Origin of the sequence: Mesorhizobium loti, from assembly GCF_003148495.1 — a bacterium.
Classification (GTDB): domain Bacteria; phylum Pseudomonadota; class Alphaproteobacteria; order Rhizobiales; family Rhizobiaceae; genus Mesorhizobium; species Mesorhizobium loti.
The window spans coordinates 986,412-1,008,713 of record NZ_QGGH01000001.1; the positions used below are offsets into that span (position 1 = coordinate 986,412).

A 22,302-nucleotide genomic window follows, 5' to 3' on the forward strand; every position below is an offset into this window, starting at 1 on the left:
CCGGGCATACGATCAACAATCGTAACCGGATTTGTCGCGCAAATAGTCCGCTTCTTCCTGCGACATTCTCTTGAACATCACGCAGACGGTGAAGCTGCCGACTTGCCGCCCGTCGCGTCTGTATCCCCAGTCGGAAACATCGTCCCTGGTGAATTCTATGTTCTGGCCGAGGACGACATTGCGCACTGCTTCCGGCTGGTTTGCCAATATGCCGACGAAGCCGGTTTCCGTGCGCCGGAACGGGATGACCCAGAAGTGCTCGCTGACATTCCCATCTAGCACCTCGACCTTCAATTTGAACCTGTCCGTGCCTGAGGGCGGTGCTTCGGCCAGGGCCAGGAACTCATCCAAGCTGGCAAGCGCCTTCGCAGTCGCTACCGCCATCTCGGGATCGTCCTTAGCAAAGATAACCGTTTTGTCGTCGCCTGGGTCCGTGGCTTGTGCGCCGGCCAATCCTGGAGCAAGCGCAAGCATCAGGGACATCATGGTCCGGACTGCAAGTTTCATGGAAGGCCCCCCTTCATCGTAACAACGCACCATGCTGTATCCGTTCCCGATTTGCAACCGGAGCGCGAGTTCCATCCACTTTGGAGTGACGGTTTGAACTGATCCATGAAACAAAATGTGTATCGATGACCGGTCGGCAGTCTGTTTCGTGATGCCGCTCGAGACGGATTGCGGCGGCGGCGCCGTGATCGAAACCGCCCGCCACAATCCGGCTAAGCGACTCTTTTCGCGGACAGAAGTGCGCTCATCGGGGGAGCCGAAACGGCCGGAAATGATGTCGGCAGCAAGCAATGTGTCGGAATTAAGCCTATGATATTGTTTGCGAAAATTCACCCAACGTGATTTGCGGAGGGAGCGTTTTCCGTTCCAGTTTCGGGCCGTCCGGTGCTGTCGTTTGCCAAGGCGGCGGTCCGGAAAAGTGAAACAGCACGGAGTGCTTACCCATGAAGAAGACCCTCGCAACCACCGCCGCTCTGCTCGCCTTCCTCGGCACGGCCTATGCCGCGACCGTTCAGGGCACCATCCAGGCTGTCGACCCGACGACCAAGTCGATCACCCTCGACGACGGCAAGATCTACCAGCTGTCGCCGGAAGCGACGATCGGGAAACTGAAGGTCGGAGCCAAGGTGGCGGTGACCGTCGATGACAAGACCGGCATCGTGACGTCGATCAAGAAGGCTTCGTAAGGCGTGAGCGTCGTGCGTCGGCGGACCTGCTGACGCAGTTTTCAGACCCTGTTCCAATTCTGGCCGGTTCCTGGGGGGACCGGCCATTTTCGTGCTCTCCAGCCCTCGATGTCAGGCGGAACGCCGTCCCGACGGCGCCGCTATGGTTTTTGCCAAAGAGCCGCGCTATCCCTTGGCCAATGGGGGATATTCATGGCTGACGAACAAAAAGGGTTTCGCCTGTCGCGCAGGCTGCTGCTGGGTGCGGCTGTCGTCGGCGGCGCGGTGCTGTGGGGCGGCACCACGGTGGCGCGGCTGGCGCGCGGACCTTCGGGACCAAAGAACGCCGGCCGGATTGCCGATATTGACGGCATCGCGCTACCACTGAAGCCACTGGAGAATGCGCCGGCCTTCGATGCTTCGCTGCCCTGGTCGGCCAAGGGCGGCGACATCAACGATGCCAGCGGTCTGTCGAGGACGCCGGTCTATGGCGTCGTCGAGATCGGCGAGGAAGAGCACATCGCCAAGGCGCTAGCCTTCGCACGCGCCAACGGCTTGAAGGTTTCGCTGGCCGCCATCCGCCATTCGATGGGCGGGCATGCCTTCGACGACAACGCTCTGGTGCTCGACCTCAGAAAATTCAACAAGGTGACGGTGGATGCGGCGGCGAAGACCATGACGCTGCAGCCGGGTGCACGCTGGCACGACATCCAGAACCTTCTGCATCCGCGCTTTGCCGTGAAGGCAATGCAGTCCACCGACATCTTCTCGGTCGGCGGCTCACTGTCGGTCAATGCGCATGGCATGGACCATCAGGCGGGTTCCGTGGCGGGTTCGATCCGCTCGATGCGGGTGATGCTGGCCGACGGTTCGGTGACGACCTGCTCGCCCACCGAAAACACCGATCTGTTCCGCCACATCGTCGGCGGCTACGGCCTGTTCGGCGTGGTGCTGGAGGCCACGCTCGATATCGTCGACAACGCCGTCTACCGCACCTCGCGCGAAATCATCAAATCGGACGATTTTCCAAAATTCTTCGCCGAGGTGCTGGAGCCGAACAAGGAGATCGGCCTGTTCTACGGCCATCTGTCGACGGCGCCGGGCAATTTCCTCGAGGACATGATCGTCTACCGCTATGACAAGGTGGCCGATCAGCCGCCGGCTGACCAACCAGCGATTGGCGAACCGGGATCGGTCGGGTTGAAACGGGTGATCATCAACCTGGCGAAATGGGGCAGCCTGTTCCAGGAGCTGAAATGGTTCACCGAAAAGACGCTGGAGCCGAAATTCGAAAGCTGCACGGTGGCGCGCACCTCGGCCATGGCGGAAGGCGAGGCCTGCCTCGTCACCCGCAACAACCCGATGCACGATTCGGTGCCCTATCTCTTCAACGATCAGATGGATGAGACCGACATCCTGCACGAATATTTTATTCCGCGTGCCGCCTATGTCGAATTCATAGCGGAAGCCCGCGAGATCCTGCGCAACCAGACGCTGCCGGTGCTCAACGCCTCGGTGCGCATCGTCCACAAGGAGGATGTGGCGCTGACCTACGCACCGGAGCCGGCCTATTCGCTGGTGCTCTACATCAACCAGCCGACCGATGCCGACGGCAATGCCAGGATGCGGGTGCTGACCCGAGCGCTGATCGACGTGACGATCAAGCATGGCGGGCGCTTTTTCCTGCCCTACCAGCTGCATTATACGGCCAAGGAGTTGCTGGCCTCCTATCCCGAGCTGCCGGCCTTCCTGGCGGTAAAGCGGCAATATGACCCTACGGAACTGTTTTCCTCGACCTTCTACCGTGCCATCAAGGCGCTGAGTGGGGTGGCGTAAGAAGCAGTTCCAGGAAAGTGTGACGCGGTTTTCCCGGGGAAAGCGCGCAGCGCTTTCCCCGGGGAACTGCTCAAGAATAGAGCAGGAGAACAAGCCATGCGGATGGTATCAGCGGCGGCACTCACCCTCATCGCGCTGTGCGCTGGACCGGCCGGGGCCGAGGATCTCAAGGCCTTCAAGCTTACCATCGACGGCGTGACGATCGATATCGATCCCGGCGAGAGCACTGATGTGACGCTGCCCGGCGGCAAGCACAGCAAGGTGACGCTCGAGCGCAACGACTTCGCCACCTTCTCCGGCAGCGATTTCTCCTTCGTCCATCCGAGCAATATTTCGGTGACCAAGACCGATCTCGGCGAGAACATCACGCAATATCTGATGGCGTCGGCGCTGGGCACGATCGTCGTCGTGCAGGAATATGGCAAGATGAATCCGGTGTCGCTCAACCAGCTGATGCTGCAGGAGATGACCAGGGAATCGGTGCAGGCCGGCGCCACGCTGACGCAGCAGCCGACCACTCGCAAGCTCGCCGACGGCAAGGAATTGACCGGCATCCGCGCTCAGGTGAAGACACGCACCGACACGGCCGATTTCGAGATCGTCGGCTTCGGCCGGGCCGATCAAGGGTTGCTGTTCATCACCCGCATTGCCGGCGAGGACGCGGCGACTGAAAAGCCGCTGATCGACAAGTTCTGGCAGAGCCTGAAAGTCAAGCTATAGGAGACCAGGGTCGTGTCTCAGCTTGGATTTCGGCTGGAGGTCCACACTTCTGCGTAACGGCGGCCCACGTTATTCTGACGATCCGGGGGTTGGAGGTCCTACAGCATGGCGAAGCTCATTTTCAGAATGAACCAGTCTCTCGACGGCTATGTCGACCACCTGAAAATGTCGTCGGGCCCGACAATCTTTCGTCATTGGATAGAGCAAGTGCGCGACTTGGCCGGCAGTGTGTATGGTCGCGGCATGTACGAGGTCATGCGTTATTGGGACGAAGACAGTCCTGAGTGGAGCGCGGAGGCGCACGAATTCGCGGCGGCGTGGCGGAGCCAACCGAAATGGGTTGTGTCGCGCTCGCTGAAGTCGGTCGGCCCCAACGCCACACTTGTCGAGAATGACGTCGAGGCGGTGATACGTGGGCTGAAGGCTGAGCTCGTTGGGGAGATTTCAGTTTCTGGACCAAACCTGGCGCGAAGCCTGACCGACCTTGGTCTTATCGATGAGTACCAACTCTACTTCCATCCATTCGTGCTTGGTCACGGCAAGCCATTCTTCGCCGGCCCCCGGTCGCCGCTTCGCTTTGTGGCCAGCGATATGATTGGCGACGACGTGATCAGGTTGACCTATGTGCCTGCCTGATCTCGAACACCCGGTGCGACGATAGGATGCCGCGCTTGCATGTTGCGGTCGTCAAACCGAGACGCTAGCAGGACTACAGCCCCTTTGGCATCAACCCTGCCAGCCAGTTCACAGAGCGTTTCGCGGCGTCTGCGGTCGCCGAGGCGGCGCGGCCAAGATCGGTCTTGACCACGGCGTAGCCGTTTTTGGTGCGATAGAGCACGCCGGTTCCGCCATCGACCACTTGTTCATAAGCGACGGGCCGGGCGGCGTCGGCTTCCATGGCTGTCGTCGGCGAACCCACCGAGACGCTCGGCCGGTGGCTCAGTTCAGGCGGCAACGGGCTTTGGGTTCTAACCACCCGGCTGGCGGGCTTCAATTCCGGGCGCGACGCTGTCGCGGCCAGCTGCGAGGAGGACGACGAGCCCTTCGTGCGGCAGATGCCGGAGACGAGCGGATAGTTGAAATTGCGCTCGTGCAGCATCTGGCTTTTCATCGCCGCTTCGCACTCGGCGACGGTCGACCACTTGGCCGGCGTCTCGCCGATATATTCGCACAGCTTGGCGTCGCAGTCGCAGCCGACAATGGTCATGGCGACAAGGGCGGTCTTGATCACGGTCTTGTCCCTTCGAGATGCCCCCCGGCAGCCCATACTTCCTTCCCATTCCTTCGCGCGCGAACAAGGCGGGATTTGGCCGCGATTGTGAAATGAGCGTGGCGGAGCGCCAAACAGCCGGCCTATCGCGTGGCCGGCAAGGTCCGTTTGAGGAAATTCGCGATCAGCCGCACCACGTCTTGTGGGCGTTCAACCTGCGGGATGTGATTGACGCCATCGAGAACCGCCAGTTCGGCGTGTGGAAACAGCGAAGCAATCTCCTCACCCTGTTCGAGGGGCGTGGTCGTGTCCTCTCGCCCCCAAATGATGAGAACAGGCGGCGTGAAGGCGCGATAGTTCGCCTTGTTGGCGGCAAGCGATTTTCGCTCGTCGTTGAAGAGGCCGCTGAACAGCCAATGGCCCACCGCATTGGTCGTGCCTTCAACGTTGAGTGGGCGTGCGTAAATCGCGATGCGCTCAGGGGTCACCACGGCATCGTTCCCGATGAACGAGCGCAGACCCGGGCCGACCATGAGCGGATTGGTGAAGGTCGAGGCGGTCAGCAGCTGGCGAGGCCAGGCCATGTTCAGGAAGGATGCGAACGGCAAAGCCGGCGCCTCGGTCCGGCCGAGGCCAAGTGCCACGTCGAGCAGGATCAGCGAGTCGATACGAGCCGGGGCGGAGAACGCGGCTTCGATCACGCCACCGCCGCCATAGGAGTGGACACCGACGCTGAAATGACGAAGGCTAAGCGCGTCGGCGAAACCGAGGACGCGTTTGGCGTGGGCGGCGCGCGAATAATCCTGATCGGCCGGTCTCTCGGAATAGCCAAAGGGAGGCATGTCGGGCGCGATGACGCGAAAGCCCTGTTCTCCCAATGGCGCGGCGATATCGCGGTATGTTTCGGCCCAGGAGGCCGTGCCGTGGAACAGGAGCAGCGGCGGCCCGTCCGGAGGGCCCCAGACCTGATAGTGCATCTTCAACCCGTCGACCATTACGAACAGCGCTCCCGCCGGGGCTGCCTGCTCGGGTGACAGGGTCTCTCGCAACGCTGCCGCGCCGCGAAAGCCGACAAGCACAACGGCAACGAGCACGACCAGCGTGAGCGCGAGCCAGGCGACAACGCGGATCAGTCGGCGCATTGCCGGGCTATCATCTCAATAATCATAGACGTGTTCGAGCCTGGCGCCCGACTTGATCAGCGCCGGCAGAACGAGATGCAGCTTGCGCACGGCAACGACCAGCCCGGTGCGGCGCGTTGCCGGATCGGCCGGCAGCGGATAGCTGAACAGGATGCGCATGCCTTCGGGGACGGCGATCGTATCGGTGGACAGCACGGTGACCATGATCTCGTCATTGCCGCCGATCTCGACGAAAGAGACGCCCTTGTCGATCAGGCGCGGGATCATTTCGGTGAACACCTGATAGCGCTTGGTGACGAAGACGGTGCCGTCCGCACCCATGTCGCGCTCGAGCAAGGTGTCGGGCTCGTTGCGCGTGGCTTCGCCGACCGGCCCCTTGGCCCAGACATGGATGTCGAGGAAGGCAGGGTCGGACGTCGCGGCGAGTGCCTTTTTGATCAGGTCGGCATAGCCCTGCTTGATGGTGTCGGCGAGGCCGAAGGCAAGTTTGCGTTCGCTGGTGCGGACGGAACTGTCACCCGGCGCCGGCTGCACGGCAAACAGGCCGGCGCGCTTTTCGGCATAGGGGAACTGATACCAAGGCACCTGGTCGAGGAAAGCGGCATAGTCGGCCGCCACCTTGGCCTGATAGATGTCGGCGGCGGTGCGTTTGGCAGATGTCGCCTCGGTGGTGCGGCCGACCGTGTTCTCATAGGCCCATTGCAGGATATGCTCGATCGAGTGGCTGGTGCCGATGATGACCAGCATCTGGTGGTTGGCGTAGTTGAATTTGTAGGGAGCGCTGGCGCGGATCACCATGGCGTAATCCTGCCAGAAGCGGCCGACATAGGACCAGTAAGGAAAGCCGCTCGGCTGGTCCTTGTCGACGAAGCCGGCATATTCACGCGCGGCGTAGACGATCGCCCATTCCGGATAGGTGAGGAAGGTCGATTCCTCCGGCCGCTGGTAGAAGGGGATCTCGGCGCGGATCTTGTCGGCCAGCGCCTTGGGCGGCGCGCCGTCGGCAATGCCGGGCAGCGGCGTCTTGTCGAGCGACGACGTCGTCAGGAAGCCGTAACTCAGCCCGACGATCGGGATGAGGATGACGATGACGATCAGCCAGAGGATCGTCTTGATGATGCGCTTCAGCCAGCGGAACAGGAACATGGCCGATCAGGCCGTGGCGAAGTGGTCGTGTACGCGCTTGGCTAACCAGAAGCCGACATAGACGGCGAAGCCGCCAATGACGATGTGCGGCAGGTTGGCGAAGAAACGGGCCGGGAATTCGATATCGTTGAGGGAGCGGAAGCCGTTGATGAAGATGCCGGCATCGAGGCAGCCGGAACCGGTGACCAGCCCGAGCACGCCGTCGAACAGGTAGACCGAACCGAACAGCTTGAAATAGAACACCGCCTGGCGGTGCGAGATGAAGGCGGCGGCCAGTGCCCAGACGCCGGAAAAGGCGTGCAGCAGGTCGTCATACCATTGCAGCGAGAACAGGCCGAACAGATTGCCGTTGGCATCGTTGAACGCCGGTATGTAGCCGATGGCGACGACGCCGAAGAACAGGAAGGCGTAGGCAACGGCAAGCTTCTGGATCAACGTCATGAAGTATCCCCCTCCTACGAGCCTGCTTTGCAAACAGACTCTGACGACACAGCGATACTAACCGATTTTAGCGCGCGGTGAAGCGGCGCTCGCAAGATCGCCGGCAAAGGGCATCGAGGGGGGAAAAGACAGTCGGCGCCGGGATTTCTCCCAGCGCCTCCCTGTCAGATCAGGACACGGTCGCGGCAGCAACTTCCGTAAAGTCGTCGCGCCTTGCCGGCCTTGATTTTGACGGTCCTGCCAGTCCGCCACCCGAGAGCAGCGTCCGTTCGGGACCACGCCGGTTTCCACCCTTGCGAGCTTTGCCCTGCGCACCATCGAAGGTTTTTGCCGTCCTTCATGGCAGCATCGGTCCGCCGTCGGCGTTGGCACGCTTTCCGCGGCCCCGTAGGTCTCGGCATCCGTCCCTCGACCAGGCAAGCCTGCTCTCGATCCGGGCCGTACGGGCCTCAGGAAATCCGCCTTTCACTTCGCCTTTCGGCTTGATGATCGGTAGCCGCCTGAGATGGGTTTAACGTACGCCGGGTAAGGGTCGTAGGGAATGGCCATGGGCCTGTGGATAACGGGATTATCGGGGATCAATCAGGGATAGCGGGATTTTCGTATCCGTCATGATGGGCGGCGGAGGCGGACATTCGGCCCTTGCCCTGCCGACCGGTGCGGGCTTCAATGCCGGCAAAGGATTCGAGGCCCAAGCGTCTTCGATGTCCTTGCGGGAGGGTGTGCTTGAAAGTCGGGGTGGTTCTCAATCCGATTGCCGGTGGCGGCCGGCTCAAACGGCATTGGCCCGAGGTCGCCGCGTCGCTGAAGAAGCATTTCGGCGAATTCGAACTGCGCGAGACGCAGGCCGAAGGCGACGCCGAAAGGCTGGCAATCGATCTTGCGATGAGCGGCTTCGATCTGGTGATTGCGGCCGGCGGTGACGGCACCGCCAGCGAAGTGGCCGACGGGCTGCTGCAGGCGACCCAGGAGAGCGGCCGGATCACCGAGCTTGGCCTGTTGCCGTGCGGCACCGGCATCGATTTCGCGCGCGGGCTCGGTCTGCCGAAAGAAGTGGACGCCGTGCTGAAGCGGATCGCCGAGGCCAAGGGTCGCAAGGTCGATGCCGGGCGCATCTGTTACATCGACGACCATGGCGCGCTGGCCAGCCGGCACTTCATCAACATCGCCAGCCTGGGGCTTTCCGGCGCCACCGACCGCGCCGTCAATGCCGACAAGCGCAAGGGCAGGATGTCGGCCAAGGCGCTGTTCCTGTGGCGCACCGTGGTCGAGTTCATCCGCTACCGCTTCCAGGACGTCAGGATCACCGTCGACGACGGCGCCCCGGTCGAAGCGCGCATGGCGCTGGTGGCGGTGGCCAATGGAAAGTTCTTCGGCGGTGGCATGATGATCGCGCCGGACGCCGAACTGACCGACGGGCAGTTCGACATCGTCATCCTGCGCGCCGCCGGCAAGCTGAAGTTGATCTGGGACATCCGCCTGCTCTATGGCGGCCGGCACCGCAACCATCCGGCGATCACCATCCTGCGCGGCAGGAAAGTGGTGGTCGAACCGCTCGGCGATGTCGAGAAGAACGGCGCGCTGGTCGACATAGACGGCGAGTCGCCGGGACGCATACCCGCGACCTTCGAGATCCTGCCGGGGGCATTGACGCTCAGATACTGAATCAAGCCGTTGACAGATTGATTCAAATGGATCCGCCGATCCAGTCAACGCCTTGAAATCGCTTGATATCCGGCTGGCGTCAAAGTTCGAGTTTGGCCGGGAAACCAGGCGCGCGCAGGTCGGTGCCGACGGCATCTTCCAGCAATTTGACGATCTGGGTCGACCAGGCGCCGCCGCCATAAGCAGCCTTGCCGTGCTCGAAAATCGTGTTGACCCGCGATGCCAGGTCGAGCGGCACGCCTGACTGTTCGCCCATGGCGAGCGCGAAGCCGAGGTCCTTCAGCGCCAGGTCCATGGTGAAGCCGATGTCGTAGGAGCCGTTGAGAACCAGCTGGCTTTCGGTCTCGTGGACGAAGCTGTTGCCGGAGGAGGCAACGATGGCGTGGTAGGATTGGGCGAGGTCGAGCCCGCCCTGTTTGGCCAGCATCAGCGCTTCGCCGGCGGCTACGAGATGGATGAAGGCGAGCATATTGGTGATCACCTTGATCACCGCCGCCGAGCCTACCGGACCCATCAGGAACGATTTTGCACACATCGCCTCGATGGCCGGGCGATGACGCTCGTAGAGCGCTGGATCGCCGCCGACCAGCGCGGTGATCTTTCCGACCGCGGCCAGATGCACGCCACCCGTGACCGGGCATTCTAGGGTCTCGACGCCCCTGGCCGAGGCGAGCGCGGCCAGACGCATGATCTCGTCGCGGCCATTGGTCGACATCTCGATCCAGGTGCCGCCCTGGGGCAGGCCTTCGAGCAAACCTCCGGGGCCGGCCAGCACTGCTTCGCTGACCTTGGGCGAGGGCAAGCATGTGATCGCATTGCCGGCCTGCGCGGCGGCCTTGGCAGGGCTGTTCGCTGCCACTGCGCCGAGCGCCACGAGCCGCTCGACGGCGGTGGGATCGCGGTCGAAGACGGTGACGGCAAAGCCGTTGCGGATCAGGCTGGCGGCAAGGTTACCGCCAAGATGGCCAAGGCCGATGAAGGCGTAGCTTTCGCTCACGGCATCAGCGGCGTCTGCATCATCTGTAGATGCAGGTCCTTGCCCGTATAGGGGTGCGCATCGCAGACGGCTTCGTTCAACTCGACGCCGAGGCCGGGCTCCTTCGACGGGATGACGTTGCCGTCCTGCCATTCGATCTTCTTCTTCAGGAGCGTGGCGTGGAAACCGTCCCACTGCTTCAGCGATTCCAGGATGAGGAAGTTGGGCAGCGTCACCGCCAGCTGGATGTTGGCGGCACCGACGATCGGCCCGCAATAGCAGTGCGGGGCGATCTGGATGTGATAGGCCTCGGCCATGGCGGCGATTTTCTTCGTCTCCAGAATGCCGCCGGAGCGGCCGAGATCGGGCTGCAATATGGTCGCGGCACGGTTCTCGATGACGCGGGCGAATTCGAACTTGGTCGTCAGCCGCTCGCCGGTGGCGATCGGGATCGAGGTGCCGCGGGCGACCTGCGCCATCACTTCGGGCATGTCAGGCGGCACCGGCTCCTCGAACCACAGCGGATCATAGGGTTCGATGGCGCGCGCCATGCGCAGCGCGCCGGACGCGGTGAACTGGCCGTGCGTGCCGAACAGGATGTCGGCGCGGGTGCCGACCGCCTCGCGGATCGCCTTGATCATGCGGGTGGAGACATCGATGTCGACGAGGCGCGGCTGATGGCCGTCGAAAGCGGTATAGGGGCCGGCCGGGTCGAGCTTGACGGCATTGAAACCCTGCTCGACATATTCGAGCGCGCAGGCGGCGGCGAGATCGGGGTCGTTGTAGACGTTCTTGCCGTCAGGCGCGTCCTCGGAATGAACGCTGCCGGTGTGCGGGTAGAGGTAGGTGTAGGAGCGCAGCGTTTCGTGTACCTGGCCACCGAGCAATTTGTAGACCGGCTTGTTGGCCTCCTTGCCGATGATGTCCCAGCAGGCCATTTCCAGCGCCGAGAAGCAGCCCATGCCGGACACATCGGGGCGCTGGGTGAAGCCGGACGAATAGGCGCGGCGGAAAAAGTTCTCGATGTCGTGCGGATCGCGGCCGACGAGATAACGCTCGGCCATGTCCTCGACCATCTTCGCCGTGACATGGGCGGAGAAGGTGGCGTTGTAGGCCTCGCCATAACCGACGACGCCCCCATCGGTGGTGAGCTTGACGAAGATGAAATACTTGCCGCCGATGCCGGGCGGCGGGTTGCCGACAACCCAGGTCTTGACGTCGGTGATCTTCATTTTTGGTCCTCCAGAACCAGTTCGGCGCCCTTCCGACCGGTCATGATCGAGGCGGCGTTGGTGTTACCGGTGATGTTGTCGGGAAAGATCGAGGCGTCGATGACGCGCAAGCCTTCAAGACCATGCACCCTGAGACGTGGGTCGACGACGGCGCGCGCGGGATCAGGCCCCATGCGGCAGGTCGAGACCGGATGATAGACGGTGCCGGAGCGTTTCCTGAAATCCTGAATCAGGTCTGCATCGGAAGTGATTGAAGGACCAGGCAAAACCTCTTCCTCGATGATCTCGGCCATTGCAGGCATCGAGGCGATCTTGCGCACGAATTTCACGGCGTCGAGCATCTCATCGACATCGGCATTGGTGGAGTAGGCGTTGGCGACAATTTTGGGATAGTCGCGCGGGTTGCTGGAGCGGATCATGATCTCGCCACGGCTTGATGGCCGGCAGTTGGACAGGCCGATGGAAAAGCCCGGCCATGGATCCGGCGTCAGGATCGGGCGCTCGCCGCTTTTGGGAATGACGGTCGAGAACGCCTGGAAATAGAGCTGCATGTTGGGCCGCGTCGCCGCAGGGTCTGTGCGGAAGAAGCCGCCGGCATTGTTCATTGACAGCGACAGCGGGCCCGAACGGGTCAGGATGTATTGCATGCCGACCAGCAGCTTGCCCCACCAGGGACGCAGCGTCTGGTTGAGCGTCGGCAGCCTGCCCTTGAAGGTGTAGTTGATGCCGACATGGTCCTGCAGATGCGCGCCGACATTCTCGTTGGCATGAAGGACGGGAATGCCCAGACCACCAAGCAGAGCGGAGGGGCCGACGCCGGACAGCTGCAGCAATTGCGGCGAGTTGACCGAACCGCCTGATAGAATGACCTCGCGGCCGGCACGTGCCGTCTTCGTCTCGCCGTTCTGTTGATACTCGACGCCGATGGCGCGCTTGCCTTCGAACAGGATCCTGGTCGCCAGCGCATTCATCTCGACGCGGACGTTGGCGCGCTTCATCGCCGGGCGCAGGAAGGCGCGCGCCGCCGACATGCGGCGGCCGTTGCGGGTCGAAATCTGGTAGATGCCGACGCCTTCCTGGGCAGCACCATTGAAATCCGGATTGAGCGGCAGGCCGGCCTGCTGGCCGGCGGCGAGATAGCGTTTGGTCAGTGGATGGACGGCGTTTGAACAGTCGGTGACATGCAGCGGGCCCCCCGTGCCGCGCCATGCATCGGCGCCGGCCTGATTGTCCTCGAGCGCCTTGAAGGCGGGCAGCAGGTCGTCATAGGCCCAGCCGGGATTGCCGGCAGCCGCCCAGGCATCGAAATCCTCGCGCGCGCCCCTGATCCAGACCATGGCGTTGATCGAGCTCGAACCGCCGAGCAGCTTGCCGCGCGGCCAGTGGTCGGCATTGCCGGCGAGCCCCGGGTCCGGCTCGGCCTTGTAGTTCCAGTTGACATCAGGATCGAAGAAGGTCTTGCCGTAGCCAAGCGGCATCTGCACGTAGAAGCGGCGGTCGGTGCCGCCGGCCTCTAGCACCAGCACCGAGAAGCGCCCCGAGGCCGACAGTTTGTCAGCCAGGACCGAGCCGGCCGAGCCGGAGCCGACGATGATGAAATCATAGGTCTGCATGATTGAAATGAGCGGCTCCGGAAATCTGGCTGCAGCCTAGACGCGACGGGTTGACCGCGTCGCCGCGCCATCCGGCATCAGTTGTGAAAAAAGCGACCGTCCAACTGGTCGGGTTTGCGGGGATTCCCGACAATCGCGCTTGATATGCACCGGCCCGACAGCCTATGCGATGGCATTATTTTGGCGCATGATTTTTTCCGAAAAGTCTGCAACTTTTCGGAATCATGCTCTGGCCACTCTGCGGAAGGCAGGAAATCATATGCGTGTCCTGTCGGATGCTTTCATTCCCGAACTGCCGGGTCACTACAGCGGCAAGGTCCGCGAAAATTACGACCTGGCGGATGGCAGGCGCATCATCATCGCCACTGACCGCCTCAGTGCCTTCGACACCATCCTGACCTCGATCCCGTACAAGGGAGAGATTCTCACCCAGACGGCGCGCTACTGGTTCGAGGACACCGCCGATATCTGCCCCAACCATGTTCTCGAATACCCCGACCCGAACGTCGTCGTCGGCACAAGGCTCGACATCCTGCCGGTGGAGATCGTCGTGCGCGGTTATCTGGCGGGAACCACCAGCACCTCGATCCTGACCCGGTACCGGCGCGGTGACCGCGACATGTATGGCATCCGCCTGCCGGATGGCCTGCGCGACAATGAAAAGCTGGCCGAACCGATCATCACGCCAACCAGCAAGGCTGCGCATGGCGGCCATGACGAGCCGCTGTCCAGGGCCGAGATCCTTGACCAGGGTCTTCTCACGCAGGCGCAGTGGGACACCGTGTCCGGCTACGCCTTGCGGCTGTTCGCCCGTGGCCAGCAACGTGCCACTGAGCGCGGCCTGATCCTCGCCGACACGAAATACGAATTCGGCACCGACAAGAACGGGACCATCATTCTTGCCGACGAAATCCACACCCCGGACAGCAGCCGGTACTGGATCGCCAAGAGTTACGGACAGGCACTCGCCAGCGGCAGCCGGCCGGAGAGCTTCGACAAGGATTTCATCCGCTCGTGGGTCTCGGCGCGGTGTGATCCTTACAGCGACCCGATCCCCAAAATACCCGACGAGATCGTCGAACAGGCCTCCAGGGTCTATGCGCAAGCCTATGAGGCGATCACGGGCAGGAAATTCTCTCCTGATGTTTCCGGGGATACCGTGCTCGATCGCATTCGCACGAACCTCGAGCGTTACTTTTAGCGGCCAGGCGAACCTTCACAGGGGGTACAGTCGGCAGAGGCGCGTTGACCTGTCGGCGCCGTGACGATACGGGATCGAGGGCAACCGCTTTCGAAGGATTTTCCCCATGGTGCAGTACGCTGAAGGACGGCCGCTCGGCGATCTGACGCTGCGCACGCTGGCCATGCCTTCGGATGCCAATGCGGCCGGTGACATTTTTGGCGGCTGGGTGATGGCGCAGATGGATCTGGCCTGCGGCATCCGGGCCGCCGAGCGCGCCAAGGGCCGCGTGGTGACGGCGGCGGTCAAAGAGATGTCGTTCGCCAAGCCGATGAAGATCGGCGACACGCTGTGTATCTACACCCATGTCGAGCGCGTCGGCCGCACCTCGATGACGCTCAAGGTCGAAGCCTGGGCGCAGCGCTACCTCTCCGACCTGATGGAAAAGGTCACCCACGCCGATTTCGTCATGGTGGCGCTGGACGGCGAGGGCAAGCCGAAAGCGGTTCCCGCCGAAGGCTGACGGAAGCCGTTTCTCCCAAGATCGGCCATTTGTAACAGCGTCCGTGCGGGAGGCGCTTTTCGCGACATCCAACGGTTGCCTCCAGGCCCGATTGTGCGGGCGTCGGAGGGGAGACAATGCGTCAACATATGCTGAACGGCTGGCTTGTGGCAGCCCTGGTCGCCTTGGTCTGCCTGCTTGGCGTGACCGCCTATGCCGAAGTCAAAGAAGACCTTCCGCACACCGTCTGCTCGCATGGCAATGTGGGCGTCAGGGAGCCAGCCGCGACATGCGCGATCTGCAGCCCGGCGCCTTGCGAAGTCATGGCGCCAAGAGCCTGAAATGGCCGCCTTTGGTATGCGATTATCGTCGGCAGAGTGGCGCGCGTGTTGGTCGACCTTAGGCACCGCAAGACAAAGTTGATAGGCCTCGTTTAGAGAACCACGAATTCACCTGTCGTCAGGCAATTTCGCTCACCGCGAAACTCCGGATTCCTTGCCATGCAAGGGTTTCAGGCATGCATGCCGTCGAATTTTTCGCGCGCCGCCTTGACGCGCGTGGTGTTCTTGCGCGCCCATTCGCCCAGCGCGCTGACCGGGATCAGCAGCTCGTGACCGAGCTCGGTCAGCTCATAGTCGACACGTGGCGGAATGGTCGGGAACACGGTGCGGGTGACGAAGCCGTCGCGCTCCAGCCCGCGCAAGGTGGTGGTCAGCATCTTCTGTGAAATGCCGCCGACCGCGGCACGCAATTCGTTGAAACGCAGCGGTCCGTCGCCCAGCTTGCCGACCACCAGAACGGTCCATTTGTCGCCGACGCGCTGCAGGATTTCCGAGATGGCGCGGCAGTCCTCGGTGCGGTGCGGGTGCCTCAGTAACAAAAAGGTGCCTCCTTGCTTCTCGAGTTGACAGTATCTCATATAGCGCCGGTATCCAAACGATACCAGCTTTACTTGCAAGGAGAGCCCCCATGTCAAAACCCAAGATCGCCATCATCATCGGTTCGACGCGTGCTGCGCGCTTCGCCGATGTGCCGACCGAATGGATCGCCAAGATCGCCAAGTCACATGCCGACATCAACGTGGAAGTCGTCGACCTGCGCGACTTCCCGCTGCCCTTCTTCGACGAGGTCGCATCCTCCGCCTGGGCACCGTCGCAGAACGAAGTGGCACAGCGCTGGCAGAAGAAGGTCGCCGAATTCGATGGCTTCATCTTCACCGCCGCCGAATACAATCATGGCCCGACGGCCGTGCTGAAGAACGCCATCGACTACGCCGCCAACGAATGGAACAAGAAGCCGGCCGGCTTTGTCGGCTATGGCAGCGTCGGTGGCGCCCGCGCCGTCGAACAGCTGCGCCTTCATGCGGTCGAATTGCAGATGGCGCCGGTCAAGTCGGCCGTCCATATCGCCTGGGGCGATTTCCTCGCCGTCCGCCAGGGCGAGAAGAAGCTCGAAGATCTCGAGCACCTGAACCAGGCCGCCGCGGCGCTGGTCAACGACGTTGCGTGGTGGGCCAAGGTGCTCAAGGCAGCGCGTCAGGCCGATGCCGTCGCCGAGGAAGTCAAGGCGGCCTGACCGCCGGTTCGAATTATCCTCCCAAGGATATGGGGCGGCGCTTGCGCCGCCCTTTTCAATTCCGGTCGCCCCTTTTCAGTTCCGGGAAGTCATGGCGTCGTGTTGTGCTTGTCTTGGCCGGATGATGCAGTCGGCGAGACGGTCCATCTCGTTGAGCTCGTCGGCGTGATGCTGGCCCCATTGGCAGAGCGCCAGCAGGATCGGCTCGAGGCTGAGGCCGAGACCTGTCGCAGAGTATTCGACGCGCGAGGGCACTTCGGCGAAGATTTCGCGGCTGACGAGGCCGTGCTCTTCCATTTCCCGAAGTTGCTGGATCAGCACTTTCTGGGTGATGCCAGGCATCAGCGCCTTCAGCGCCGACAGCCGCCGGGGACCATCGAACAGGTGGTAGAGGATGACCGCCTTCCAGCGCCCCGCAATCACTTTCAGCGCCCGTTCCGCCGGCAGCATCGGCAGCCTTTTGATGGGCATTCTCCTGGGATTGGGCATGGTCACCTCCTGGTCAGCAGGGGACAAATGAGTGTGTAGTCGAGGCTCCGCAGATAGTGGCAAACAGCGGCCGACGCCAGTGCGATCGGAGTTTGCCATGAAAGCCATTCAACTTAGCCGTTTCGGCGGTCCCGACGTGCTGGAGGTGGTCGATCTGCCGGCACCGGTGCCGCAGGCTGGCGAGGTGGTGATCCGGGTGCAAGCCGCCGGGATCAACTTCTTCGAAGTGCTGATGCGGGCGGACCGCTACGCAGTGACGCCGCAACTTCCCATGATCCTGGGCGTGGAGGCGGCGGGCGTCGTCGAGGCCGTCGGAGAAGGCGTGGATGCACAATTGCTGAGGCGCCGCATCGCTGCGCCGCTGTTCATGTCGCAGCGTCCCCACAGCGGCTATGCGGAGCAGGTGACGATGTCAGCCGATCTCGCCGTGCCGCTGCCGGATGCGCTGCCGTTCGAGGATGCGACGGCGCTGATGGTGCAGGGGCTGACGGCTCTTCATTTGCTTCGGCAAAGCCCGCCACGGGCCAAGTCGGTGCTGGTCCCGGCCGCGTCTGGCGGCGTGGGATCGTTGCTTGTCCAACTGGCCAGGCTGAAGGGCGCACGCCAGGTGATCGCGGCCGCCGGCGGCAAGGCGAAATTGCATTTCGCTCTGTCGCTCGGCGCCGATGCCGCGGTCGACTACAGCAAGCCGGATTGGCCAGCCCGGGTGCGCGAGATTGCAGGCGGGGAGGGCAACGACATCATCTACGACACAGTCGGCGGCGCGCTGACGGCTGCGTCGCTGCAGGCTCTGGCGCCTGGCGGCGAACTGGTGTTCGCGGCGCTCGGCCGCTATGCGCTCACGGCTTCCGATCTGGAGGCGATGATCGGCCGCAACCAGTCGCTGAGGGGTTTCGCGCTGCTGCCGCTGCTGTCTCCCGACGTATTGAGAGCCAGCCTGTCCGAGCTGTTCAATCTGGCGGCAAGCGGCCGGCTTCGGGTTGCGATCGGCGGCCGCTTTCCGCTCGATCAGGCCGGCGAAGCGCACCAGCTGCTGGAGGAGCGCCGCTCGACAGGGAAGGTGGTGTTGATGCCCTAGCATCGCCATAGCGGGGATGCGACGCCAATCGGGATTGGACCTCTACATCGATGGTCCTGCCATCTGGCCGCGCCGTCTTGCCCTGATATATCCGGCTGCAATCCATCACATGAGTGAAGCCGTGAAGACATCCAGCCTGACCGGCGCCGTTTCCCCGATGATCCCGGTGCTCGTATGCGCGCTCGGGATCTTCCTGCTGTCCGGGATGGATGCGGCGATGAAGACGCTGGTCATTGCGGTCGGCGTCTACAACACGGTGCTGTGGCGCAGCATGGTGGCGACTGTCGTCGCGGGTGCGGCCTGGTCAGTAGGGACGCGCTCAAAGCCGGCCCTTCCGGTGCTGAGACTGCATGCGCTGCGTGCCGCAATTGTCGGCATCGTTCTGATATCCTTTTTTTGGGGCCTCGCCAGGCTGCCGCTCGCCGAGGCGATCGGGCTCAGCTTCGTCGCGCCCCTGTTTGCGCTGTTCCTCGCCGCGCTGCTGCTGGGCGAACGGATCCGGCGGCAGGCTGTCTGGGCATCCTTGGCCGGCATCGCGGGCGTCGCGATCATCATGGCCGGCCAGTTCGGGCAGGCAAGCTATTCCAGAGATGCCATGCTTGGCACGGCAGCGGTGCTCGTATCGACGGTGTTCTACGGCTACAATCTGATCCTCGCCCGGCAACAGGCGCAGTTGGCCAAGCCGATCGAGATCATGTTGTTCCAGAACCTATGCGTTGCAATCATCCTCGGCCTCGCCGCACCCTGGCTCGCCGTCGCCCTGCCGACCGATCTCTGGCTTCCTTTGGCCGGGGTGACGGTGCTGTCGCTTGCCGGGCAATTCCTGATGAGCTGGTCCTACGCCCGTGCCGAAGCGCAATATCTGATCCCGACCGAATACTCGGCCTTCATCTGGGCGGTCGCGCTTGGCTGGTTCTTCTTCGGCGAGGAGGCGACCTGGACCACGCTGACCGGAGCATGCCTGATCGTCGCCGGCTGCCTGATCGCCGCGCGGGCAAATCCCAGGCTTGCCGAGCCAATCGAGGCGGCGGTTTGAGGAAGTCATGTGATGCCGGGATCACGCCCGCGCGTTACTCGGGAAGACCGGCTTTGCGAAAGCCATCAACGAAATGCTCGAGCGTAGCGGCGTCGCGGAACGGCTCCATCGTGACCCAATGGCTGGTTGTAAAATGCGGGTTGCCGACGAGGAACAGTTCGGCCTCCGCGTGCGCCTCGTCGAGCCGGCCGAGTTGCGCCAGGCTTGCCGCCAGGAAACGGCGTGAGCTTGTGCGATAGGTCTCGTCCCTGAGCAGGGTCTCGACAGCGGCGTCGTAATCGCGCGCCGCATATTGCGCCTGGCCGAGCGTCATATGATACCAGCTTGCCGGAAACGGGTTCAGCCGGAACGCCTTGCTGATATGCTCGAGGCCCTCTTCGACCCGTCCGGCCAGGACCGCGATGTCGGACAATGCCGCCCAGGTGTCGGCCTCGTTCGGGTCGAGTTCGATCGCCTTGGCGAATTCCGCATCTGCTTCAGTGAAGCTGCGCTCGTAGGCAAGCAGGTAAGCCAGTATCCAGCGACAGCCGGCATCGTTGGGATCGATCGCCACGGCCTTGCGGGCCAGTTCCAAGGCAACGCTGCGGGCGGCTTCGGTTGGTCCGCCCCAATGCACCTGTCCCATCCAGTGGTTCATGGCAAGCCAGCGATAGGGCTCGGCGTATTCGGGATCGAGCGACACCGCGCGCGTGAGCATCAGATGCGCTTCCTGCGCCATCTGCGGCGAGTCGTCGATCAGCTTGCGCGCCCGCACGCAGAGGTCGTAGGCCTCGAGATTCTTGGGCCGGTTGCGCGGCGGCGATGCGCGCAGCCGGCCGAGCAACGCCTCCACGATCTTGGCCGTCACCTCGTCCTGAACGGCAAAGATGTCTTCCAGGCCGCGATCGAAGCGTTCCGCCCACAGATGATCGCCGCTCACCGCGTCGACCAGTTGGGCGTTGATGCGCACACGCCCCGCGGCACGTCTTGCGCTGCCCTCCAGCAGATAGCGCACGCCAAGATCCCCGGCGATCTCGCGCACGTCCATCGCTTTTCCCTTATAGGCAAAGGCCGAGTTGCGCGCGATGACGAACAGATCCGAGATCCTGGACAGGTCGGTGATCAGGTCTTCGGTCAACCCGTCGGCGAAGGAGTCCTGCTCGGGATCGTTGCTGAAATTGACGAAAGGCAGCACGGCAATCGATGGTTTGTCGGGCAGTGGCAATGGTTTTCGCTTCGCGTCGGCGAGCTGTTCGACGGCGCCTGCGAAGCGGTAGCCGACGCGCGGAACCGTGGATATCCATTCACCGCCGTCGGCCACCGGACCAAGCAGCTTGCGCAGCTGCGCGATCTGGACGGTGAGGTTGCCTTCCTCGACGGCCGTGCCCGGCCACGCCGCGTCCATCAGTTCGGCCTTGCCGAGGATGTCGCCGGGCCGTCCGACAAGTGCTGCAAGCAGACTTAGTCCGCGGTAGCCAACGGCAACGGGCACATCATTCCGAAGCAGCGTTCCCGCACCCGGATCAAGCACGAACGGACCAAAGGCAAAGCGCGATCCCTGCATAGGCGCATCTATAGCTCGTTTGGAAGTTTTGAGAACTATTTGGGAGGGCTTAATTACGGCGCCGTCCGTATCGCGCAGAATTCAACCTCATCGAGAGCCACCGCGCCCTCAAAACCATATGGAGGTTGCCATGACCAATACCCTCACTTCTTCCTTGCATTGTGCAGCGCGGCCGGGAACGCCCGTGCGGCCGGCATCGCGCCGGCTCCTGACGACCCTGCGAAGCATCATCGCGAGCTGGCACGATCGGACCTGGCGCGAGCGGATACGCTTTCGCTGGCAACTCAGGCAAATGTCGAAGGATAATCCGCATCTGATCGACGATATCGGTCTGACGATACAGCAGGTCGAGGGAGAGATCGCCAAGCCCTTCTGGGAACGATAGAGCGAATGCTGCACATCGCGTCGACCGTCAGCGCACCGCCTCGCGGTGGCCGCCGGGCAGGCGGGTGGCGATCAGCTTGTCGATGCGGCGGCCGTCGAGATCGACCACCTCGAAGCGCCAGCCCTGCGCGTCGACGCATTCGCCGGTCGCCGGCAGATGGTGCATGTGCGCCAGCACGTAGCCGGCGACAGTCTCGTAGTCGCGGTTTTCCGGCAGGTCGATGCCGAGAATGTCGGCCATCTCGTCGGCCTGCATGTAGCCGGCAAGCAGCCACGAGCCATCCTCGCGCTTGACGGCATTTTCTTCATCGCCGGCGTCGGTGTCCGCCCGGAACACGCCGGTGATGGCTTCCAAAATGTCGGCCGGGGTGACGATGCCTTCGAAATGGCCGTATTCGTCATGCACCAGCGCCATCGGCACGTCGGATTCCTTGAGCTTCTGTAGCACATCCAGCGCATCGGCCTGATCGTAGACGATGGGGGCGGCGCGCACATGCCTGCGCGGATCGAGCACGCGGCCGGCAAGCAGTGCTGCCAGCACGTCGCGCGTCTGGACGACGCCGACCATGACATCGACGCCGCCGTCGCCGGCCGGCAGCCGGGAATGCTGGGTTTCCATCAAAAGCTTGCGGATGGTGCTTTCGTCGGACTGCAGATTGATCCAGTCGACCTCGGTGCGTGGCGTCATCACGGCGCGCACGGCGCGGTCGCCAAGCCGCATGACGCCGGCGATCATGCGCCGCTCGTCGGATTCGATGGTGCCGTGATGCTCGGCCTCGGCGACCAGCATCTTGATCTCTTCGTCGGTGACCTTTTCCTCGCTTTCGCCGCGCTGGCCGAGCAGCCACAGGATGGCGCGGCCGGAGAAGTCGAGCAGGAAGACCAGCGGCGCCGAGACGGTGGCGAGGATGGTCATTGCCGGGGCGACCCTGGCGGCGACCCTTTCAGGATCACGCAAGGCGATCTGCTTGGGCACCAGTTCGCCGACGATCAGCGAGAAATAGGTGATGATGGCAACGACGATGCCGACGCCGAGCGGATCGGCGACGGTCTCACGGATGCCGGTCGAGGCCAGGAACTGCGCCAGCCGCTCGCCGAGCGTAGCGCCCGAAAAGGCGCCCGACAACACGCCGACAAGGGTGATGCCGATCTGCACCGAGGAGAGGAACTTGCCGGGATTCGAACCAAGCTCGAGGGCGCGGCCGGCGCCATTGATGCCGCGGTCGATCATCGCTTTCAGCCGGGCCGGGCGCGACGAGACGATGGCCAGTTCGGACATCGACAAAAGGCCGTTCACGCAGATGAGGACGACCACGATAGCGATTTCGACGTATAGCATGAGCGGTCAATAGCATTGCCGCG

Annotated in this window: 24 protein-coding genes; 12 read left to right on the forward strand and 12 right to left on the reverse strand. The window is 62.9% G+C overall.

Annotation, left to right across the window (positions count from 1 at the left end; all coding sequences use genetic code 11):
• Positions 1–12: 12 nt before the first annotated feature.
• Positions 13–507: a YegJ family protein gene (locus tag C8D77_RS04965; RefSeq protein WP_109661281.1), complete on the reverse strand. Its 495-nt coding sequence runs from the start codon at positions 505–507 to the stop codon at positions 13–15.
• A 443-nt stretch (positions 508–950) separates the two neighbouring features.
• On the opposite strand from C8D77_RS04965, the gene C8D77_RS04970 reads away from it, so the two are divergent.
• From C8D77_RS04970 to C8D77_RS04985, 4 genes are all read left to right on the forward strand, one after another.
• A complete protein-coding gene (locus tag C8D77_RS04970) occupies positions 951–1,193 on the forward strand; it encodes a DUF1344 domain-containing protein (protein ID WP_013530037.1) in 243 nt (80 codons plus the stop codon).
• Between the two features lie 192 nt (positions 1,194–1,385).
• Positions 1,386–3,008 (forward strand): FAD-binding oxidoreductase, encoded by a 1,623-nt coding sequence (locus C8D77_RS04975; RefSeq protein WP_109659848.1) that lies wholly within the window; start codon positions 1,386–1,388, stop codon positions 3,006–3,008.
• A 96-nt stretch (positions 3,009–3,104) separates the two neighbouring features.
• A complete protein-coding gene (locus tag C8D77_RS04980) occupies positions 3,105–3,728 on the forward strand; it encodes a hypothetical protein (RefSeq protein WP_109659850.1) in 624 nt (207 codons plus the stop codon).
• Positions 3,729–3,833: 105 nt separating this feature from the next.
• The gene (locus tag C8D77_RS04985) at positions 3,834–4,364 is read left to right on the forward strand and encodes a dihydrofolate reductase family protein (RefSeq protein ID WP_109659852.1); all 531 of its coding nucleotides are present in this window, start codon (positions 3,834–3,836) and stop codon (positions 4,362–4,364) included.
• Positions 4,365–4,437: 73 nt separating this feature from the next.
• On the opposite strand, the gene C8D77_RS04990 is transcribed toward C8D77_RS04985, so the two are convergent.
• The 4 genes from C8D77_RS04990 to C8D77_RS05005 all read right to left on the reverse strand — a co-directional run bounded on the left by C8D77_RS04990 (position 4,438) and on the right by C8D77_RS05005 (position 7,667).
• Positions 4,438–4,959, reverse strand: coding sequence for a hypothetical protein (locus tag C8D77_RS04990; protein ID WP_109659854.1), 522 nt, complete (start codon positions 4,957–4,959; stop codon positions 4,438–4,440).
• A 122-nt stretch (positions 4,960–5,081) separates the two neighbouring features.
• The gene (locus C8D77_RS04995; protein WP_109659856.1) at positions 5,082–6,080 is read right to left on the reverse strand and encodes an alpha/beta fold hydrolase; all 999 of its coding nucleotides are present in this window, start codon (positions 6,078–6,080) and stop codon (positions 5,082–5,084) included.
• Between the two features lie 15 nt (positions 6,081–6,095).
• Entirely contained in the window at positions 6,096–7,226 is a 1,131-nt protein-coding gene (locus tag C8D77_RS05000) for a hypothetical protein (RefSeq protein WP_109659859.1), read from the reverse strand.
• Positions 7,227–7,232: 6 nt separating this feature from the next.
• A complete protein-coding gene (locus C8D77_RS05005) occupies positions 7,233–7,667 on the reverse strand; it encodes a DUF4383 domain-containing protein (protein ID WP_109659861.1) in 435 nt (144 codons plus the stop codon).
• Positions 7,668–8,393: 726 nt separating this feature from the next.
• On the opposite strand from C8D77_RS05005, the gene C8D77_RS05010 reads away from it, so the two are divergent.
• Positions 8,394–9,332 carry a diacylglycerol/lipid kinase family protein gene (locus C8D77_RS05010; protein ID WP_109659863.1) on the forward strand — a complete coding sequence of 313 codons (939 nt, stop codon included), beginning with the start codon at positions 8,394–8,396 and terminating at the stop codon, positions 9,330–9,332.
• Positions 9,333–9,411: 79 nt separating this feature from the next.
• On the opposite strand, the gene C8D77_RS05015 is transcribed toward C8D77_RS05010, so the two are convergent.
• Genes C8D77_RS05015 through C8D77_RS05025 form a run of 3 tightly spaced genes read right to left on the reverse strand, consistent with a single transcriptional unit; the run spans position 9,412 to position 13,153 of the window.
• Positions 9,412–10,329, reverse strand: coding sequence for an NAD(P)-dependent oxidoreductase (locus C8D77_RS05015; RefSeq protein WP_109659865.1), 918 nt, complete (start codon positions 10,327–10,329; stop codon positions 9,412–9,414).
• The gene (locus C8D77_RS05020; RefSeq protein WP_057143496.1) at positions 10,326–11,540 is read right to left on the reverse strand and encodes a mandelate racemase/muconate lactonizing enzyme family protein; all 1,215 of its coding nucleotides are present in this window, start codon (positions 11,538–11,540) and stop codon (positions 10,326–10,328) included. The genes C8D77_RS05015 and C8D77_RS05020 overlap by 4 nt, the downstream gene beginning before the upstream one ends.
• On the reverse strand, positions 11,537–13,153 hold the full coding sequence (locus C8D77_RS05025) for a GMC family oxidoreductase (protein WP_109659867.1): 1,617 nt from the start codon (positions 13,151–13,153) through the stop codon (positions 11,537–11,539). Before C8D77_RS05025 ends, C8D77_RS05020 begins: the two co-directional genes overlap by 4 nt.
• A gap of 259 nt (positions 13,154–13,412) precedes the next feature.
• Between C8D77_RS05025 and C8D77_RS05030 the strand changes: the two genes are divergently transcribed.
• The 3 genes from C8D77_RS05030 (at position 13,413) to C8D77_RS05040 (ending at position 15,176) form a co-directional block, all read left to right on the forward strand.
• Positions 13,413–14,354, forward strand: a complete 942-nt coding sequence (locus tag C8D77_RS05030; protein WP_109659868.1) for a phosphoribosylaminoimidazolesuccinocarboxamide synthase — start codon at positions 13,413–13,415, stop codon at positions 14,352–14,354.
• 106 nt (positions 14,355–14,460) lie between these two features.
• Entirely contained in the window at positions 14,461–14,856 is a 396-nt protein-coding gene (locus tag C8D77_RS05035; protein WP_056595507.1) for an acyl-CoA thioesterase, read from the forward strand.
• 116 nt (positions 14,857–14,972) lie between these two features.
• Entirely contained in the window at positions 14,973–15,176 is a 204-nt protein-coding gene (locus C8D77_RS05040) for a hypothetical protein (RefSeq protein ID WP_109659870.1), read from the forward strand.
• 170 nt (positions 15,177–15,346) lie between these two features.
• Here C8D77_RS05040 and C8D77_RS05045 read toward each other — a convergent pair whose 3' ends face one another.
• Positions 15,347–15,715: a winged helix-turn-helix transcriptional regulator gene (locus C8D77_RS05045; RefSeq protein WP_164548758.1), complete on the reverse strand. Its 369-nt coding sequence runs from the start codon at positions 15,713–15,715 to the stop codon at positions 15,347–15,349.
• A gap of 89 nt (positions 15,716–15,804) precedes the next feature.
• Here C8D77_RS05045 and C8D77_RS05050 point away from each other — a divergent pair, with 89 nt between their 5' ends.
• Positions 15,805–16,410 (forward strand): NADPH-dependent FMN reductase, encoded by a 606-nt coding sequence (locus C8D77_RS05050; protein ID WP_109659874.1) that lies wholly within the window; start codon positions 15,805–15,807, stop codon positions 16,408–16,410.
• Between the two features lie 75 nt (positions 16,411–16,485).
• Here the strand turns inward: C8D77_RS05050 and C8D77_RS05055 are convergent, their stop codons facing one another.
• Complete coding sequence (locus tag C8D77_RS05055; protein ID WP_425453706.1) at positions 16,486–16,998, reverse strand: winged helix-turn-helix transcriptional regulator; 513 nt, start codon at positions 16,996–16,998, stop codon at positions 16,486–16,488.
• Between C8D77_RS05055 and C8D77_RS05060 the strand changes: the two genes are divergently transcribed.
• Positions 16,997–17,977, forward strand: coding sequence for a quinone oxidoreductase family protein (locus C8D77_RS05060; protein ID WP_109659879.1), 981 nt, complete (start codon positions 16,997–16,999; stop codon positions 17,975–17,977). The genes C8D77_RS05055 and C8D77_RS05060 overlap by 2 nt on opposite strands.
• Before the next feature lie 109 nt (positions 17,978–18,086).
• A complete protein-coding gene (locus C8D77_RS05065; protein ID WP_109661283.1) occupies positions 18,087–19,013 on the forward strand; it encodes a DMT family transporter in 927 nt (308 codons plus the stop codon).
• Positions 19,014–19,047: 34 nt separating this feature from the next.
• Here C8D77_RS05065 and C8D77_RS05070 read toward each other — a convergent pair whose 3' ends face one another.
• The gene (locus C8D77_RS05070; RefSeq protein ID WP_109659881.1) at positions 19,048–20,556 is read right to left on the reverse strand and encodes a winged helix-turn-helix domain-containing tetratricopeptide repeat protein; all 1,509 of its coding nucleotides are present in this window, start codon (positions 20,554–20,556) and stop codon (positions 19,048–19,050) included.
• A gap of 130 nt (positions 20,557–20,686) precedes the next feature.
• Between C8D77_RS05070 and C8D77_RS05075 the strand changes: the two genes are divergently transcribed.
• Positions 20,687–20,941, forward strand: coding sequence for a DUF1127 domain-containing protein (locus C8D77_RS05075; RefSeq protein WP_109661285.1), 255 nt, complete (start codon positions 20,687–20,689; stop codon positions 20,939–20,941).
• Positions 20,942–20,968: 27 nt separating this feature from the next.
• On the opposite strand, the gene C8D77_RS05080 is transcribed toward C8D77_RS05075, so the two are convergent.
• Complete coding sequence (locus tag C8D77_RS05080) at positions 20,969–22,279, reverse strand: hemolysin family protein (RefSeq protein ID WP_109659883.1); 1,311 nt, start codon at positions 22,277–22,279, stop codon at positions 20,969–20,971.
• Positions 22,280–22,302 lie beyond the last annotated feature (23 nt).

Excerpts from the sequence above, each read along its gene's own strand:
- C8D77_RS04965 (WP_109661281.1), bottom strand. The coding sequence starts at position 507 with ATGAAACTTGCAGTCCGGACCATGATGTCCCTGATGCTTGCGCTTGCT.
- C8D77_RS04970 (WP_013530037.1), top strand. The coding sequence starts at position 951 with ATGAAGAAGACCCTCGCAACCACCGCCGCTCTGCTCGCCTTCCTCGGC.
- C8D77_RS04975 (WP_109659848.1), top strand. The coding sequence starts at position 1,386 with ATGGCTGACGAACAAAAAGGGTTTCGCCTGTCGCGCAGGCTGCTGCTG.
- C8D77_RS04980 (WP_109659850.1), top strand. The coding sequence starts at position 3,105 with ATGCGGATGGTATCAGCGGCGGCACTCACCCTCATCGCGCTGTGCGCT.
- C8D77_RS04985 (WP_109659852.1), top strand. The coding sequence starts at position 3,834 with ATGGCGAAGCTCATTTTCAGAATGAACCAGTCTCTCGACGGCTATGTC.
- C8D77_RS04995 (WP_109659856.1), bottom strand. The coding sequence starts at position 6,080 with ATGCGCCGACTGATCCGCGTTGTCGCCTGGCTCGCGCTCACGCTGGTC.
- C8D77_RS05000 (WP_109659859.1), bottom strand. The coding sequence starts at position 7,226 with ATGTTCCTGTTCCGCTGGCTGAAGCGCATCATCAAGACGATCCTCTGG.
- C8D77_RS05005 (WP_109659861.1), bottom strand. The coding sequence starts at position 7,667 with ATGACGTTGATCCAGAAGCTTGCCGTTGCCTACGCCTTCCTGTTCTTC.
- C8D77_RS05020 (WP_057143496.1), bottom strand. The coding sequence starts at position 11,540 with ATGAAGATCACCGACGTCAAGACCTGGGTTGTCGGCAACCCGCCGCCC.
- C8D77_RS05025 (WP_109659867.1), bottom strand. The coding sequence starts at position 13,153 with ATGCAGACCTATGATTTCATCATCGTCGGCTCCGGCTCGGCCGGCTCG.
- C8D77_RS05030 (WP_109659868.1), top strand. The coding sequence starts at position 13,413 with ATGCGTGTCCTGTCGGATGCTTTCATTCCCGAACTGCCGGGTCACTAC.
- C8D77_RS05035 (WP_056595507.1), top strand. The coding sequence starts at position 14,461 with ATGGTGCAGTACGCTGAAGGACGGCCGCTCGGCGATCTGACGCTGCGC.
- C8D77_RS05040 (WP_109659870.1), top strand. The coding sequence starts at position 14,973 with ATGCGTCAACATATGCTGAACGGCTGGCTTGTGGCAGCCCTGGTCGCC.
- C8D77_RS05050 (WP_109659874.1), top strand. The coding sequence starts at position 15,805 with ATGTCAAAACCCAAGATCGCCATCATCATCGGTTCGACGCGTGCTGCG.
- C8D77_RS05060 (WP_109659879.1), top strand. The coding sequence starts at position 16,997 with ATGAAAGCCATTCAACTTAGCCGTTTCGGCGGTCCCGACGTGCTGGAG.
- C8D77_RS05055 (WP_425453706.1), bottom strand. The coding sequence starts at position 16,998 with ATGGCAAACTCCGATCGCACTGGCGTCGGCCGCTGTTTGCCACTATCT.
- C8D77_RS05065 (WP_109661283.1), top strand. The coding sequence starts at position 18,087 with ATGAGTGAAGCCGTGAAGACATCCAGCCTGACCGGCGCCGTTTCCCCG.
- C8D77_RS05070 (WP_109659881.1), bottom strand. The coding sequence starts at position 20,556 with ATGCAGGGATCGCGCTTTGCCTTTGGTCCGTTCGTGCTTGATCCGGGT.
- C8D77_RS05075 (WP_109661285.1), top strand. The coding sequence starts at position 20,687 with ATGACCAATACCCTCACTTCTTCCTTGCATTGTGCAGCGCGGCCGGGA.
- C8D77_RS05080 (WP_109659883.1), bottom strand. The coding sequence starts at position 22,279 with ATGCTATACGTCGAAATCGCTATCGTGGTCGTCCTCATCTGCGTGAAC.